Origin of the sequence: Streptomyces sp. NPDC020965, assembly GCF_044333555.1 — a bacterium.
Classification (GTDB): Bacteria; Actinomycetota; Actinomycetes; order Streptomycetales; family Streptomycetaceae; genus Streptomyces.
This window is the reverse complement of the sequence record NZ_JBIRRE010000016.1, coordinates 50,044-65,656: the sequence shown is the minus strand read 5'-3', so window position 1 is coordinate 65,656 and position 15,613 is coordinate 50,044. Positions and strand designations below refer to the sequence as shown.

At 69.4% G+C, this 15,613-nt stretch carries 13 protein-coding genes; 9 read left to right on the top strand and 4 right to left on the bottom strand.

What is annotated here, in order from left to right:
* Positions 1-384: 384 nt before the first annotated feature.
* The gene (locus ACH4S7_RS33855; protein ID WP_398525307.1) at positions 385-1,146 is read right to left on the bottom strand and encodes a DeoR/GlpR family DNA-binding transcription regulator; all 762 of its coding nucleotides are present in this window, start codon (positions 1,144-1,146) and stop codon (positions 385-387) included.
* Between the two features lie 435 nt (positions 1,147-1,581).
* On the opposite strand from ACH4S7_RS33855, the gene ACH4S7_RS33850 reads away from it, so the two are divergent.
* Genes ACH4S7_RS33850 through ACH4S7_RS33835 form a run of 4 tightly spaced genes read left to right on the top strand, consistent with a single transcriptional unit; the run spans position 1,582 to position 5,738 of the window.
* Positions 1,582-2,889 (top strand): ABC transporter substrate-binding protein, encoded by a 1,308-nt coding sequence (locus ACH4S7_RS33850; RefSeq protein ID WP_398525306.1) that lies wholly within the window; start codon positions 1,582-1,584, stop codon positions 2,887-2,889.
* Complete coding sequence (locus ACH4S7_RS33845) at positions 2,886-3,851, top strand: carbohydrate ABC transporter permease (protein ID WP_398525223.1); 966 nt, start codon at positions 2,886-2,888, stop codon at positions 3,849-3,851. Before ACH4S7_RS33850 ends, ACH4S7_RS33845 begins: the two co-directional genes overlap by 4 nt.
* A 7-nt stretch (positions 3,852-3,858) precedes the next feature.
* Entirely contained in the window at positions 3,859-4,752 is an 894-nt protein-coding gene (locus tag ACH4S7_RS33840) for a carbohydrate ABC transporter permease (protein WP_398525222.1), read from the top strand.
* Complete coding sequence (locus tag ACH4S7_RS33835; protein WP_398525221.1) at positions 4,749-5,738, top strand: zinc-dependent alcohol dehydrogenase family protein; 990 nt, start codon at positions 4,749-4,751, stop codon at positions 5,736-5,738. Before ACH4S7_RS33840 ends, ACH4S7_RS33835 begins: the two co-directional genes overlap by 4 nt.
* A gap of 208 nt (positions 5,739-5,946) precedes the next feature.
* Here ACH4S7_RS33835 and ACH4S7_RS33830 read toward each other — a convergent pair whose 3' ends face one another.
* Entirely contained in the window at positions 5,947-6,858 is a 912-nt protein-coding gene (locus ACH4S7_RS33830) for a LysR family transcriptional regulator (protein ID WP_398525220.1), read from the bottom strand.
* A 71-nt stretch (positions 6,859-6,929) separates the two neighbouring features.
* Here ACH4S7_RS33830 and ACH4S7_RS33825 point away from each other — a divergent pair, with 71 nt between their 5' ends.
* Positions 6,930-7,883, top strand: a complete 954-nt coding sequence (locus tag ACH4S7_RS33825) for an NAD-dependent epimerase/dehydratase family protein (protein ID WP_398525219.1) — start codon at positions 6,930-6,932, stop codon at positions 7,881-7,883.
* Between the two features lie 67 nt (positions 7,884-7,950).
* Here the strand turns inward: ACH4S7_RS33825 and ACH4S7_RS33820 are convergent, their stop codons facing one another.
* Positions 7,951-8,820, bottom strand: coding sequence for an MBL fold metallo-hydrolase (locus tag ACH4S7_RS33820; protein WP_398525218.1), 870 nt, complete (start codon positions 8,818-8,820; stop codon positions 7,951-7,953).
* A 134-nt stretch (positions 8,821-8,954) separates the two neighbouring features.
* Here ACH4S7_RS33820 and ACH4S7_RS33815 point away from each other — a divergent pair, with 134 nt between their 5' ends.
* The 4 genes from ACH4S7_RS33815 to ACH4S7_RS33800 all read left to right on the top strand — a co-directional run bounded on the left by ACH4S7_RS33815 (position 8,955) and on the right by ACH4S7_RS33800 (position 13,269).
* A complete protein-coding gene (locus ACH4S7_RS33815) occupies positions 8,955-9,383 on the top strand; it encodes a MarR family winged helix-turn-helix transcriptional regulator (protein WP_398525217.1) in 429 nt (142 codons plus the stop codon).
* Positions 9,384-9,536: 153 nt separating this feature from the next.
* Positions 9,537-10,607 carry an iron ABC transporter substrate-binding protein gene (locus ACH4S7_RS33810; protein ID WP_398525216.1) on the top strand — a complete coding sequence of 357 codons (1,071 nt, stop codon included), beginning with the start codon at positions 9,537-9,539 and terminating at the stop codon, positions 10,605-10,607.
* Between the two features lie 29 nt (positions 10,608-10,636).
* Complete coding sequence (locus ACH4S7_RS33805) at positions 10,637-12,199, top strand: ABC transporter permease (protein ID WP_398525215.1); 1,563 nt, start codon at positions 10,637-10,639, stop codon at positions 12,197-12,199.
* Positions 12,196-13,269, top strand: coding sequence for an ABC transporter ATP-binding protein (locus ACH4S7_RS33800; protein WP_398525214.1), 1,074 nt, complete (start codon positions 12,196-12,198; stop codon positions 13,267-13,269). The genes ACH4S7_RS33805 and ACH4S7_RS33800 overlap by 4 nt, the downstream gene beginning before the upstream one ends.
* Positions 13,270-13,803: 534 nt before the next feature.
* On the opposite strand, the gene ACH4S7_RS33795 is transcribed toward ACH4S7_RS33800, so the two are convergent.
* Entirely contained in the window at positions 13,804-15,498 is a 1,695-nt protein-coding gene (locus ACH4S7_RS33795; protein ID WP_398525213.1) for a purine-cytosine permease family protein, read from the bottom strand.
* Positions 15,499-15,613 lie beyond the last annotated feature (115 nt).

Below are 15,613 nucleotides of genomic sequence, written 5' to 3'. Positions count from 1 at the left end.
TTGCCCGGTGTGACGTGTCCCCCCAGGCGGCGCACCGGAGTCCGCCGTCATGGCCTCCGGGCTCTCCGCACGACCTCACCCAGGACCGAGCGGCCTGGAGCGATTTCATGATGCGTGGTGGACCCGGTCCACCGCGTTAGCGCTGAGCGCCATGTTCACTCGTCATGGAGTCACCTGCCCGATGGCGGCAATCGCGGGGCAGCAGACCGAAGGCGGCACGGAAACTACGGGTGAAGCTGGTATGGGAGGCGAATCCCCACCGGGGCGCGATGTCACTGATCAACGTACTCGGAAGTGGGGACGGATCCAGCGGGAGTTGACTGCGGCGTACCACCGATCGCGCCGGTGGCAACGGCTGGGGTCCGCGGGCCCTGGAACACCCCTTCACACCCGGATGACCTGGGGCCCCAGCAACGCGTAACGCTGGGCCTCGGCCGCGGGCAGCGCGGTGTCCGTGACGATGCTGTCGAACTGGGAGGGTTCGGCGAAACGGTAGAAGCTCACGGCCCCGAACTTCGTATGGATCCCGATGAGGACATGGCGCCGTGCCGACCGGATCGCCCGCGCCTTCACGGCGCCGACCGCGGGGTCAGGCGTGGTGAGCCCGTACTCACGCGAGATGCCGTTGGCGCCGATGTATGCGAGGTCGATCACGAGACCGGCGAGCATCTCCGTAGCCCAGTGATCGACGGTCGCCATCGTGCCACCGCGTACCCGTCCGCCGAGGAGGATCACCTGCGCCGTCTCCCGGCGGGCCAGGCCGTTCGCGGTGGTAAGTGAGGCGGTGATGACGGTCAGTGGGCGATCCTCGGGCAGCGCCTCGGCAACCAGTTGAGGAGTGAAGCCCTCGTCGATGAAGACCGTCTCGGCCTCCCCGAGCAGATCGGCCGCCGCCGCCGCGATCCGCGCCTTCTGCGGTACGTACTGACGGGTGCGGGTCGCGAGATTGGTCTCGAACCCGGCGCTCTCCACCGGATAGGCGCCGCCCTGCACCCGCCGAACCAACCCGAGTGCCTCCAGGGCCCGCAGGTCCCGCCGTACTGTCTCCGGGGACACCGCCAACCCCTGTGCGATGACGGTGACGGAGACCATCCCGTCGCGCCGGGCGACGGTGAGAATCTCATGCCTGCGGCGGTCCGCGTCCACGGTCCACACCTCTCTCTTCTCGGAGGAACGCTCGGTCGGATCCATGTAACGGACATATTCTCCGCGTCCCCCCGGGCGGGAGGCATGCGACCACGACGGATACGACGGTCGTGCGCCAGTGCGGCCGAGAACCGTCACAAGGTCCGTGTGACCGCGGTCATCGGCCGAACGGGCGGGGAACGGGCTTCCCCCACATCCCCCGTGGGCAACCGGACGGGCCAGCTCCGCTCCCGCCGGCCCACTGACCAGCAGTTACGGCTGGTACGAAGCGGGCGCGATCGGACAGCATTCCCGCCATGAGGTGTCTGGCCACAGCAGGTCGGCGAGTTGTACAAACAACTCATGGGCCCGAACAGCCGCCGAAATCCCACCCATTCCGGGAGCGATGCAGTGGACGCGGACGAACGGTGTACCCGTATCGGACTGGTGCTCGTCATGCTGACGCTGGTCGTGGGATGCGGATACACCGGGGCGGGCGGTGGCTCCTCCGGCCCCAACACCCTCGATGTCCTCATGGTGAACAACCCGCAGATGATCGAGTTACGGAGGCTCACCGCAGACCACTTCACCCGGGAGACCGGCATCGAGGTCAACTTCACGGTCCTCCCGGAGAACGACGTACGGGACAGGATCAGCCAGGACTTCGCCAACCAGGCCGGTCAGTACGACATCGCCACCATCAGCAACTACGAAGTCCCCATCTACGCGAAGAACCAGTGGCTCCGTCCGCTGGACGACTACGTCGCCAACGACTCGCCCTTCGACCAGAAGGACATCCTTCCGCCGCTGACCACCTCCCTCACCGCCGAGGACGGCAAGCTCTACGCCCAACCCTTCTACGGCGAGTCGTCCTTCCTGATGTACCGCAAGGACGTCTTCGCCGCGCGGGGGCTGACGATGCCCAGGAAGCCGACCTGGCGACAGGTCGCCGACCTCGCAGCGAAGGCCGACAGCGTTCGTGACGGTAGGCGAGGCATATGCCTGCGCGGTCTGCCCGGCTGGGGTGAGCTCGTCGCCCCGCTCACCACCGTCGTCAACACCATGGGCGGCACCTGGTTCGACCAGGACTGGAAACCCCAGCTCACCTCACCGGAGTTCACCAGGGCCACCACGTTCTACGTCGATCTGGTGCGCGCGCACGGACAGGCCGGCGCCGCACAGTCCGGCTACGCGGAGTGCCTCAACAACCTCATGCAGGGCAAGACCGCCATCTGGTACGACGCCACGGCCGCCGCAGGATCCCTGGAGGCCGAGAACTCCCCGGTGAAGGGGAAGATCGGCTACGCCCCGGCACCCGTCGACCGCACCAAGAGCTCCGGCTGGCTCTACACCTGGGCCTGGGGTATGCAGAAGGCTTCCCAGAACCCCGGCAACGCCTGGAAGTTCATTTCCTGGGCCTCCAGCAAGAAGTACGAGGAGCTGGTCGGCACGGAGATCGGCTGGGCCAACGTACCTGCCGGCAAACGAGCCTCCACCTATCGCAATCCCGCCTACCTCCGCGACGCGGCAGCCTTCGCGGCCGTCACCCAGAGCGCCATCGAGGGTGCGGACCCGAAGAATCCGGGCACCCAACCGCGCCCCGCGCCCGGTATCCAGTTCGTCGGAATCCCGGAGTTCACCGACCTCGGCACCAAGGTCTCGCAGGAGATCAGTGCCGCCATCGCGGGCCGTCAGTCCGTCGGTGCAGCCCTGCGGAGCTCCCAGAAGTTGGCGGAGAACGTCGCCGAGGAGTACCGGAAATGACCGCCGAGCCGAGCGCGCCCCTACGGGCGGTCCCCGAGCCGCCCGGCGCTCCCAGAGCCAGGGCGGGCGGCCCGCGTGCCTGGGCCACCCGGGCACCACTGCTACCCGCCCTGGTCTTTCTGGTCGCGGTCACCCAACTTCCCTTCGTGGCGACTCTGGTGATCTCACTCCTCGACTGGAACTCCCTGGCCCCCGACGACCGGAACTTCGCCTGGTTCGCCAACTACACCACCGTCGCCCGCGACCCCGCGCTGCGGGAATCGGTCCTCACCACGGCCCTGCTCACCACGACGGTGGTGGTGGTCAGCCTGGTGCTGGGACTCCTGCTCGCCCTGCTGCTGGACCGCGCCTTCTTCGGCCGCGGTCTGGTGCGCACACTCCTCATCACCCCGTTCCTCATCGTCCCCGTCTCCGCCGCACTGCTGTGGAAGCACGCCCTCTACAACCCGGAGTACGGACTGTTCAACGGAGCCTGGACCTGGTTCAGCGGACTCTTCGGCGACGACACTCCGACCCGGACCGACTGGATCTCCTCGATGCCGCTGATCGCGGTGGAGGCGTCACTGGTCTGGCAGTGGACCCCGTTCATGATGCTGATCCTGCTCGCCGGATTGCAGAGCCGGCCCGCTGAGATGATGGAGGCGGCCCGGCTGGACGGAGCGAGCGCATGGCAGACGTTCCGCTATCTGACCCTGCCGCATCTCCGGCGCTACCTCGAACTCGGTGTCCTGCTGGGCTCGATCCACATCGTGCAGAACTTCGACGCGGTCTTCACCCTCACCTCCGGCGGGCTGGGCACCGCCAACCTCCCCTACACCGTCTACCAGACCTTCTACCAGGCCCACGAGTACGGACTGGCCTCGGCAGCCGGAGTCCTGGTCGTGATCGGCACGATCGTGATCGCGACCTTCGCCCTGCGGGTTGCTTCGTCCCTCTTTCAAGAAGCCGCCACGAAGGGATGAAGCACCCATGACCACCCCGACGGCACCCCCGAGGCGTCCGCTGCTCCGCACCCCGCCCCGATCTGGTACCGCCCGTGGCAAGAATCGGCGCGCCACCGCGCTCGCCCTGCTGGCCTGGGGGGTCGGAGTCGTTTTCTGCCTGCCGGCCCTGTGGATGGTGCTCACCTCGCTGCGCGCCGAGTCCGACGCCGCGACCAGCCCGCCCGACATCGGAGCGCCCCTGACCCTGGACGGCTACCGTGCGTTCTTCGACGGCGGGGACGGCGCGACCCCCTGGCCACCACTGATCAACTCGGCCACGGCGAGTCTCGTCGCCACGCTGTGCGTCCTGGTGTTGGCGCTCCCCGCCGCGTACGCACTCTCGGTACGGCCGGTCCGCCGGTGGAGAGATGTCATGTTCTTCTTCCTGTCCACCAAGATGCTGCCCGTGGTGGCGGGGCTGCTGCCGGTCTACCTGTTCGCCAAGAACGCCGGGATGCTGGACAACATCTGGCTCCTGGTCATCCTCTACACCTCGATGAACCTGCCGATCGCGGTCTGGATGCTCCAGTCCTTCCTCGCGGACGTACCGGTCTCCATCATCGAAGCGGCCCGGGTGGACGGGGCCGGACTACCGACCGTCCTCACCCGTGTCGTGGCGCCCATCGCTGCGCCCGGCATCGCGGCCACCGCGCTGATCTGCTTCATCTTCAGTTGGAACGAATTGCTTTTCGCGCGGGTGCTCACCTCGGTGACCGCCCAGACGGCCCCTGTCTACCTGACCGGCTTCGTCACCAGCCAGGGCCTCTTCCTCGCCCAACTGTGCGCCGCCTCGGTCGTCGTGTCCCTGCCGGTGCTCGCCGCCGGTTTCGCCGCCCAGGACCGACTCGTCCAGGGCCTTTCCCTGGGAGCGGTCAAATGAGGGCAGCGGTCATCGAGGCACCGGGCAGCGTCGTCCTCAGCACCGTCCCCGACCCGGTCCCGGGGCCACGCGAGGTGGTCGTGGAGGTCGCCGCCTGCGGACTGTGCGGGACCGATCTGCACATCCTCCAGGGCGAGTTCGCCCCGACCTTGCCCATCGTCCCCGGGCATGAGTTCGCCGGCGAGGTAGTGGGACTCGGTACGGAGGTGACTGAGCTGGCCCTGGGCGACCGGGTCGCGGTCGACCCCTCCCTCTCCTGCCACGAATGCCGGTACTGCCGGGCGGGACGCGGCAACCTGTGCGACCGCTGGGCGGCGATCGGGGTGACCGTGGCCGGGGGCGCCGCCGACTACGCCCTCGCACCGGTGGCCAACTGCGTCCTCCTGCCCGATCATGTCGATCCACACGACGCCCCGCTCATCGAACCCCTCTCCTGCGCGATCCGCGGATACGACGTGCTGAAGGGCTCCCTCGGCGCGGATGTGCTGGTCTACGGCTCGGGAACGATGGGTCTGATGATGCTGGAGCTGGGCAAACGCACCGGAGCGGCCCGCGTCGACGTTCTCGACATCAATCCGGCGCGGCTCGCCACCGCCCGCCTGCTGGGCGTCTCCGGTGCCGCGGCCCACGCGGACGAACTGGACCGGCCGGGTGGCTGGGACATCGTCATCGACGCCACCGGGAACGCGTCCGCCATCCAGGACGGTCTGGGCCGCGTCGCCAAGGGCGGCACCTTCCTCCAGTTCGGGGTCGCCGACTCCGCCACGACCGCGGTCATCGAGCCCTACCGGATCTACCACCAGGAGATCACCATCACCGGTTCCATGGCCGTGCTCCACAGCTACGAGCGGGCCGCCGCACTCTTCGCTGACGGCATCCTGGACCCGGCCGTCTTCATCAGCGACCGGCTCCCTCTCGATCAGTATCCCCAGGCCATCGAGCACTTCAAGGCCGGTCGTGGCCGCAAGATCGTGGTGGAGCCATGACGGGCGGCGGGCCGCGCGATCGGCGCACTCACGCCGCCGACGCACGGATGTCCTGCCGCGGGGGCGACCCACTCGGCGGCCTCCCTCCTCACCTGAGCGGCAGGCAGGCAGGCAGGCAGGCGGTGGGCAGGGCAGGGCAGGGCAGGCAGTTCCGGGGCGCGGGGCGTCGGGCCCCGGAAGCGGATCCGGGATCACACCAGGACCGGGGTCATCCTTCGTCGCGTGCCGCCGCCTGCTCTTGAAGAGCCTGGACCAGGGTCCCCAGTGACGGGTGGTCGTGGCGGCGGCCGATCGTCGCGACGCCGATGTGCCGAACCGGCCCCGGCGCCTCGATCGGGACGATGCGCACACCCGGCGCATCCGGGACCAGCGCGATGGAGGGGATCAGGGAGATGCCCATACCCGCGGCGACGAGCGAGCGCGCGAAGAAGTAGTCGGTGGTCGTGCCGCGTATCTCCGGGGTGAAGCCGGCCCGCTCGGCGTAACGGCGCAGATACGCCTCCGTCCTGAGGCAGCCGAGCACCCAGGGCTCGGTCGCCAGTTCGGCGAGGTCGAGCGTGGCGCGGCCCGCCAGCCGGTGCCCGTCGGGCAGGACGACGCGCAGAGGGTCGTCCAGGAGGGCGGTCCACTCGATCGTGGGGTGCCTGCCCGGCCGGCCGGGCAGCGGTCCGTCGAAGTGGTAGGCGAGTGCGAGGTCGACGGCCCCCCGGCGGACCAGCGGCAGACTCTCCTCGGGCTCGCCCTCCCGTACATGGAGCACGGTGTCGGGGTGGGCGGCCGTCAGCCGGGCGAGGGCGCCGGGCAGCAGGAACCTGCCGCCGCTGGTGAACGTCGCGACGGTGAGCCGGGTGTGGCCGGTCCCGAGCCGGTCGACCTCCCGCTTCGCGTGCTCCAGCTCCGCGGCGACCGATTCCGCCGCGCCGACCATGATCCGGCCGGCCCGAGTGAGGGTGACTCCGCGCGTGCTCCGGGTCACGACCTGGGCGCCGAGGGCCCGCTCCAACGCGGCCACGTGTTGGGAGACGGCCGAAGGGGTGAGGCGCAGGGCCACCGCCGCCCGACTGAGGCTGCCGTGTTCCGCCACGGCCCGCAGGACGCGAAGTCGCTGCACATCGATCAACAGTATTCCTTAACGCGTCTTCAGTGAAAGGGCACTTCTGCTGATGACAGTAGATCTTTCAGGATGGGCACATGCAGAGAATCTGTGTCATCGGCGGCAGTCGTTACATCGGCATCCTCCTGGTCCAGCGCCTGTTGGCGACCGGACACCAGGTCACCCTGGTCAACCGTGGCTCCTCCGCACCACCCCCGGGTGTCGAGCACCTGATCGTGGACCGCAACGACGAGAGCGCCCTCACCGCCGCCCTCGGCTCCCGCACGTTCGACGCCGTCATCGATCAGTTCTGCTACACCCCGGTGCAGGCGGCGGCCGCCGTCCGGGTCTTCCACGGCCGTACCCGACGGTTCGTCATGACGTCCACGATCGAGGTCTATAACCCGGCGACCGCAGCGCTGCCCTCCGTCCCGTACGGCACAGCCGTGCCCGAGGAGAACGTGGACCTGGGCGGCTGGCCGGTACGGATGGACCTGCCCTGGCATGACGCGGAGTACCGTGACGCGCACTACGCCGAGGGCAAGCGCCAGGCCGAGGCCGTCCTCACCCGGGACGCGGGCTTCCCCTTCGCCTCCGTACGGGCCGCGCATGTGCTCGGGGGCGGTGTACGGGATTTCACCGGCCGCCTGGCGCACTACATCGAGCACATCACCAGCGGCACGGAGATCGCCGTCCACGAGGAGCCGCGCCCCTCCGTCTTCATCCACTGCGGGGAGCTCGCGGACCTGCTGCTGTGGGCGGCCACGGCCACCGGCTTCACCGGCCCGGTGAACGCCTGCTCCGACGGTCTGCTCGACGTGTACGACCTGACCGCCGCCATCGTTGCGCAGATCGGCCGGCAGCCCTCGTACCGTACGGTCGCCCCCGGGGAGGCGGCCTCTCCCTACTCCTTCGACCGCCATTACGCCATGGGCAACGCCCGCGCGAGGGAACTGGGCTTCCCCGTCTCCCGTACCACCGACTGGCTGCCGGGCGCGGTCGCTGAGGCCCTCGACGGGTCTACCGCCGCGGTCTCCCCGGTTGGGGGCTAGCGTCGCCCCAGCGAAGCCGTACGCACGACGGATCATGGCCGAACCGGGGTTTCGGTACCGAACCCGGCTAGGGGAGGGGACGCCAGGCGAGGTCGTCGCCGTCCCTTTGGACACGGCCGAACACCACGTCGGCGAAGTGGACGCCGAAGCCGATCGTGTCGGGTTCTGTCAGCTCTGCGACGAGTTGGTGGCGGTGGTCGGCGGCGCGGACGGGATCGTGGTCGAAGGTGGTGGACCATTCGGGGTGGGCGACCTGGATCGGGGAGTGCAGGGCGTCGCCGAAGGCGATCAGCCGCTGCCCGCCCGAGGCGATGACGTACTCGGCGTGTCCGGGTGAGTGACCGGCGGTGATCCGCATCCGTACGCCCGGGAAGATCTCCTGTCCGTCCGCCACGGTACGGACGTGCGGTGTCAGAGCCGCGACCTGCTGTGCCTCAAGGAGGTCGCGCCTGGCCCATTCCGGTTTGGACACCAGATAGTCGGCATGGGCGAACGCGGGCCGGTCGGCGCCGGGTGCGGGATGCCAGGCCCAACCGGTGTGATCGGGGTGCAAGTGAGTGATGGCCACCGCCTCGATCTGCTCGGGCCTGCGCCCGAGTTCGGCCAGGTTATCCAGGAGTGCGCCGCCGTGGATCGCGCCGCGCGGGCCGTCCGGAGCGGCCGGCCATGACTGCGGTCCGAACCCCGCGTCGATCAACAGCGCGCGGTCGCCGTTCTCCACCAGTAGGCCGCCGATACTCGCCACCAGGTTGCCGGACTCGTCCAGGTACTCGGGATGGGCGGCCCACACCTCGCTCGTCGCGGCAGGGATTAAATCGCGCGGCCGCAACTGAACCGCTCCGTCCGGCACGTAGGACACTCTCGTGCCGCCCAGCTGTATCGAATGGATGCCGGCCGGCCGAGAGGGCCGCTCCCGGTCCATCGCGGAATACGTCATGGTCGTCTCCCCTGAGTTCTGGTGGGTCGCCGCCGTACCCCTCGGAGGCGGCGACGGTAACGACCATAAGTATCAAGTTAGAACTATGCAAGCTAGAAATATTCTTGCTTGATGAACTTGCTAAAGTGGGAGGCATGACGACGCCTTTCGACCCGCACGCCATCGCCGAGCGAGAGCTCTGCTGCTTGGTGAACGGACTGGCCCGGCAGATCGCCGACCATGTACGCGAACACGCCGTCACCCTCGGCCTCACCACGGCCCAGGCGACCGCACTCCGGGAGATGGCCGGGCCGATCACCATGCGGGAACTCGCCGAACGCATGAGCTGTGAGCCGTCCAACGCCACCTTCGTCATCGACAAGCTCGAAAAGCAGGGCCTGGTCGAGCGCCGCGCCCACCCCACCGACCGCCGCGCCAAGCGCCTCGTCCTCACCGTGGCGGGCAGCGCCTCCCGCGAAAGGCTCCTTGAACTCCTGGTCCAGGACTCGCCGCTGGCCGGACTCGGCCCGGAGCAACAGCGCGCCTTGCGGGGTCTTCTTGAGCAGGCGCTCACGCGCTCGTAGCCGGCGTCGGCCGGACAGAAGCCACGTTGTTTTCTGGTCGTCCGTTGGCTGAAAATTGACAGTTAGGTAAGCCTGGTCATATCTATAGGGCTCCAGATTCGTTCTCGCGCTCGGCCGCCCATGGCCTCCCGGCGTGCTGTACAGGAGGCCCTCATGCGTCGCCCGCTCTCTCGCCGTGGCACGGCTGCTTTCGCCCTATCCGCGCTGCTCCTTCCCGTGCTCGCCGCCTGCGGTGGCTCGGACGAGAAGAGCGACAAGAGCGGGAAGGACGGCAAGGACGTCGCGAAGAAGACCGCCGACGAGCTGGTCATCTACTCCGGCCGCAACGAAGAGCTGATCTCCCCGATCCTGGCGAAGCTGGAGAAGGCCACCGGCACCAAGGTGCAGGTCCGCTACGGCGACAGTGCCGAGCTCGCCGCGCAGATTTTGGAGGAGGGCGACAGGACCAAGGCCGGCCTGTTCTTCTCCCAGGACGCGGGCGCTCTCGGCGCGCTCTCCCAGGCCAAGATGCTGGCCAAGCTCCCCGAGAAGTCGCTGAACAAGGTCGACGCCGCGTTCCGGGGCGGCGAGGACGACTGGGTCGGCGTCTCCGGTCGGTCACGCGTCATCGCGTACAACCCGAAGCAGACCCCGAAGGCCCCGGACAGCGTCCACGACCTGGTGAAGCCCGAGTGGAAGGGCAAGGTCGGCTATGCGCCCACCAACGCCTCCTTCCAGGCGTTCGTCACCGGTATGCGCGTCCTGGAGGGCGACGAGTCCACCCTGAAGTGGCTGAAGGGCCTCAAGGCCAACGCCGCCAAGCAGTACCCGAAGAACGGTGCCGTTCTGGACGCGGTCGACAAGGGTGAGATCTCCCTCGGCCTGATCAATCACTACTACTGGTACGAGAAGGTCGCCGAGCTCGGCGCCGACAAGGTCAACGCCAAGATCCACTTCCTGCCGGGCGGCGACCCGGGCGCGCTGATCAACGCGGCCGGCGTCGGTGTCCTGAAGAACGGCGGACAGGTTGCGGCCGCCGAGAAGGCGGTCGACTTCCTCCTCTCCGACGAGGCGCAGACCTACTTCGCCACGGAGACCTCCGAGTACCCGCTGGCCTCCGGCGTCACCGGCACCGTGAAGGACCTGCCCGCGCTCGCCTCCCTGAAGGCCCCCAAGATCGACCTCGGAAAGCTGGACTCCCTCCAGAAGACCCTGGAGATGCTCAAGGAAGCCGGGCTGGTCTGACCCGCCTCACGGTCACCCGCCCCACCACCATGAGCACGCACCCGAAGCCGTCCGTGCGCACCCCGGCCGCCGCGTTCCGCGCGGCGGCCGGCCGCCGTCGGCCCCCGCTCGTCCTGCTCCTCCCCGCGACGGCGGCGGCGCTCCTCGCGCTGCTGCCGCTCGGCTATCTCGGCGTGCGAGCCATGGAGCACGGCTGGGGCTACGCCTGGGACATCGTCGCCGATCGGCGCACCCTGGAACTCCTCGGCCACAGCCTCGGACTGACCGCGATCGTCGTGGGCGCCTCGCTACTCCTGGGCATATCCCTGGCCTGGCTGACGGTCCGCACGACGCTGCCCGGCCGCCGGGTCTGGGCCGTGCTCGCCACCCTGCCGCTCGCCGTCCCCAGCTATGTGGCCGCCTTCACCTGGATGTCCGCCGCGCCCTCCCTCGCCGGTCTGCCGGGCGCGGCGATCACCCTCACCTTCGCCTGCTTCCCCTATGTCTTCCTGCCCGTCGCCGCCGCACTGCGCGGCATCGACCCGGCGCAGGAGGAGGCGGCCCGCTCCCTGGGCAGCGGCCCATGGGGGACCTTCCTCCGGGTGACACTGCCCCAACTGCGACCCGCCGCGGCCGGTGGCGCGATCCTGGTCGCGCTGTACGTGCTCTCCGACTTCGGCTCGGTGTCGATCACCCGGTACGACACGTTCACCCGGGCGATCCACTCCTCGTACCAGGCCAGTTTCGACCGGACCCCGGCGGCTGTCCTCGGCTGCGTCCTGGTCACGATGACCGTCCTCTTGGTCCTGGCGGAGAACCGTACCCGGGGGCGAGCCGGACACTCCCGTACCGGACGCGGCAGCGCGCGACCGCCGGTCGCGCTCGCCCTGGGGCGCTGGACGGCGCCCGCGCTCGGTTGGTGCACCGCCGTCGCAGCGGCGGCGGTGGCGTTCCCCCTGGGGACCCTCGGCTACTGGCTGACCATCGGCAACTCCGGCTGGGACCCCGGGCGCTGGTGGTCCGCGGTCGTGGCCACGGTCACCGTCGCCGCCGCCGGAGCCGCCGTCACCACCCTGCTGGCGCTGCCCGTAGGCGTGCTCTCCGCCCGCCACCGCGGACGCGTCGCGCGCCTGCTCGAACAGTCCGTGTACGCCGGTCACGCGGTTCCCGGCATCACCGTGGGACTCGCCCTGGTGTTCTTCTCGGTCCGCTACGCCTATCCGCTGTACCAGGAACTCCCACTCCTGATCGCCGCCTACGTCGTCCTCTTCCTCCCGGTCGCCGTGGCCTCCGCACGCGCGGCCGTCCTCCAGTCCCCGCCCGTGCTGGAGGACGTGGCCCGCTCCCTCGGCCGCTCACCGCTCCAGGTGCTGCGCGAGATCACGGTGCCGCTCGCGGCGCCCGGGATCGGTGCCGGAGCCGCGCTGACCTTCGTCGTCATCATGAAAGAACTCCCGGCGACCCTGCTGCTCCGCCCCACCGGCACCGACACCCTCGCCACCCGGCTGTGGACCGAGACCGGAGCCGGCGCCTTCGCCGGCGCCGCCCCCTACGCGGCCTCCATCGTGCTGCTCGCCGCCATCCCCTCCTACCTTCTCGGAAGGCGCTCATGACCGGACTGCGCGTGATGTCGGTGACCACGTCGTACGGGTCGGGCGGCCGGGTCCTGGACGGACTCGATCTCACCGTCCCCGACGGTGAGCTGACCGCCGTCCTCGGCCCGTCCGGCTGCGGGAAGACCGCACTCCTGCGCGTCATAGCGGGGTTCCTCACGCCCGACGCGGGCGAGATAGTCCTCGGTGGGCGCACGGTCAGCGGCCCCGGGGTCCATGTCTCGCCCGAACGCCGCGGCGTCGGCATCGTCGCTCAGGAGGGCGCGCTCTTCCCTCATATGGACGTCGCGCGGAATGTGGCATTCGGCCTCCGAGGTGTCGACCGTACCGAACGCCGTGCGCGGACCGTCGAGATGCTGGAACTCGTCGGTCTCGGCAGCTACGGGGGCCGGATGCCGCACGAGCTGTCCGGCGGCCAGCAACAGCGTGTGGCCCTCGCCCGCGCTCTCGCACCCCGCCCCGCGCTGGTGCTGCTCGACGAGCCCTTCAACGCCCTCGACAGTGCCCTGCGCGCAGGGCTGCGCTCCGATATCCGCAGCGCGCTGCGGGCGGCCGGCACCACCGCCCTCCTCGTCACTCACGACCAGGAGGAGGCCCTGTCCTCCGCCGACCGGATCGCCGTGATCCGCGACGGCAGGGTCGTACAGACCGGCACCCCCCAAGAGCTGTACGCGCACCCCGCGGACACCTGGGTGGCCTCCTTCGTCGGAGAGGCCGTTCTGCTGCCCGCCACCGTCGCAGCAGGCCACGCGGTCACCGCCCTCGGCCGGATACCTCTGACCGGAACCACGGCCGACGAAGGTCGGACAGGCACCGTCGTCGTGCGCCCGGAGCAGCTTCGGCTCGTCCCCGCAGCCCGAGCCCCGGTCACCCGCGCCCGCGTGACCGAGGTGCGCTACCACGGCCACGACGGCCTGATCCTCCTCGACGCCGACGGACTGAGCACACCGGTCACGGTTCGAGCATCGGGGCCGCTGACCATCCGCGCGGGCGACGAGACCGGAGTACACGTCGCAGGGGCCGCAACCTTCTACCCGCACGAGCAGCCACTCCCCGGCGGAGCCGGCTGAGCACGCATCTCCCCGGGGAGTCCCTGGCCGGACCGAGCCCTGCGCCGCCCTTACTGAATCAACTGCCCTCCAGACGCGCCGTGTTGTCAGCAGGCCACCGAATCCACCCCGTACACCGCATCGGACTGCTACGCCTACCTCGCGGGACTCGACTACGGCGGTATCTACTTCCGTCTCGGCTGCGTCGCGGGGGGCCACCGGCCTCCCGCTCGCCTACTCCACCTGTCTCGAACTCCTCGTCGTGCAGGCCTACCGGCGGGGGGCCATCACCGACGAGGCGTGCCGCCGCGCCGGACAGGTCTGGCCTCCAGGGGCATCCCGGCGTGAGCACCGGTTGGTGCACCGGACCGGTCCGGTGCACCAACCAGCCTGCTGACTCCCGCATCACTGCCCGGAGCCGTCTCGCCCACCGGCCCGCCATTCGCCCGGGCGCGGGCTGCCCCGGGGCCCCGGGCGGCGATTCGTCAGGGTCGGCCGCCGTGCCCGGAGCCGGCCGGCCGATGTGGTGCTACCAGGACGCTGTTTCGACACTGCCTACGGTGCGAACGAGGTGCCCGCGGCGGCAGGTTCGGTGGCGTCGGGTGCGCCCGTGCCGCCCCCGTTCCCGGTGTCCCCGCCGCGGGTGGATGTGTCGCGGGAGGCCCTCGCCTCGGCGAGGACCGCGCGGCGGAAGGTGCGGCTGCGGCCCCCGCAGTCCGCGCAGATCGCCGGGCTGCCCTCGGCTGAGGGGTCGCGGTCCATCTCCGCGGCGATGTAGGAGTGGTCACAGCGGTGGCAGCGCACCCGTGCCTCCCAGATGTCGTCGACCTCGTCCCGGGGGTCGTGTCCCCGGCGCAGCACCGGGGAGTCGGCGACGCGCAGCGCCAGCAGGTAGAGCACGATGCTGAGGACGAAGGTCAGCGGCGAGGACCAAGTGGTGCCGAAGGTGCCGGTGAACTCGAGGACCATGATGCCGGTGAGCGAGGAGACCAGCCACACCACGGCTCCCGGGGCGATGGTGGCAACGCGTCCTGGGCGGAACTCGGGCAGGCCGTCACGGTCGCCCTGGCGGTGCAGGACGATGTGGGTGAGCATGATGCCGACCCATCCCACGACGAACGCGCCCTGCCACGCGAGTGCGGTGAGCACGTAGCTGAGCACATCGGTGAGCATGATCAGGTAGGTGACGAGGCTGGCGAGCGCGAGGGCGGCGACGCGCGGTATCCGGATGTGGAAGAGTCGGGCGACCGTGGCCTCCAGGTTGGTGGAGGCGACGTAGTAGTTGGCGGTGTTGATCCGGGACTGGGTCAGCCAGACCACACCCAATCCCCAGACACCCATCAGGCCCACGACGGTGTCGCCGATCGCCGTCTCGGTCGGTGCGCCGGCCTTGTTGGCGACCAGGACCAGGAAGATGCCGATCATTCCGTTGACGAAGTAACAGAACAGGTAGAAGACGGGACCGAAGGTGACGACGCCGTGGTAGCGGCTGTCCTTCGGCTTGCCGAAGCGGCCGAAGTCGATCGTGTACATCATGAACACGAACACGCCCATGTAGACGAAGAACGCGTACATCCAGCCCGGCGCGCCGAGATCCGGGGTGGTGTCGGGGGTGTGGGTCAGCCAGCCGGAGGGCGGGTACTCCCGTACGGCCAGGATGATCACGATCATCAGGCCGGTCCAGTACAGCGGGAGCAGTGCCCCGTTGAACTTGTCGAGCCAGCGCCGTACACCCCCGATGGCCATGGGGACGTTGCTGAGGATCGAGATCGCGTACCAGACCTTGATGTCGAGGACACCGGTGTAGGCGTGCAGGGCGTGGGCGATGACGGAGCCCTCGAAGACGGCGTAGTAGATGGCCGTCGCCGCCAGGACGAGTGGAGCGAGTACGGAGCCGACGTACCCGAAGACCCGCTGGGAGATCAGGGCCACGGTCAGCCCGGTGCGGGCCGCGTAGGCGGAGAGGAAGTAGTTGACCGCCCCGAAGACGGCGACGGCGAGCAGGATGCCGATCAGCGTGTTGACGGTGCCGACCGTCACGGCCAGCGTGGCGGCCGTGACCAGATAGAACATGCCGCTGACCAGTGCGTACCAGGTCATGGTCAGCGACAGGCGGCCACTGCGCCAGGTGAGTGGAACGATATGGGTTGAATAGTCCTCGTTCGTCGCCCCCTTCACGACCCGGGGGTCGTCGGTGTAGGAGACGTCGAGGGGGACGGGGGCAGAGACGTCCGCACGTGATGAAGTCACGGGAAGTCCTTGGGGGAAGGCCGCCGGGCAGCGGGGCAGGGGCGTCATATGAGATCGACGCGGGGCGGCTTGGTCGGCCTTGAGGCTCTCCGGCATGGGCGGCCTCGTGTGGCCA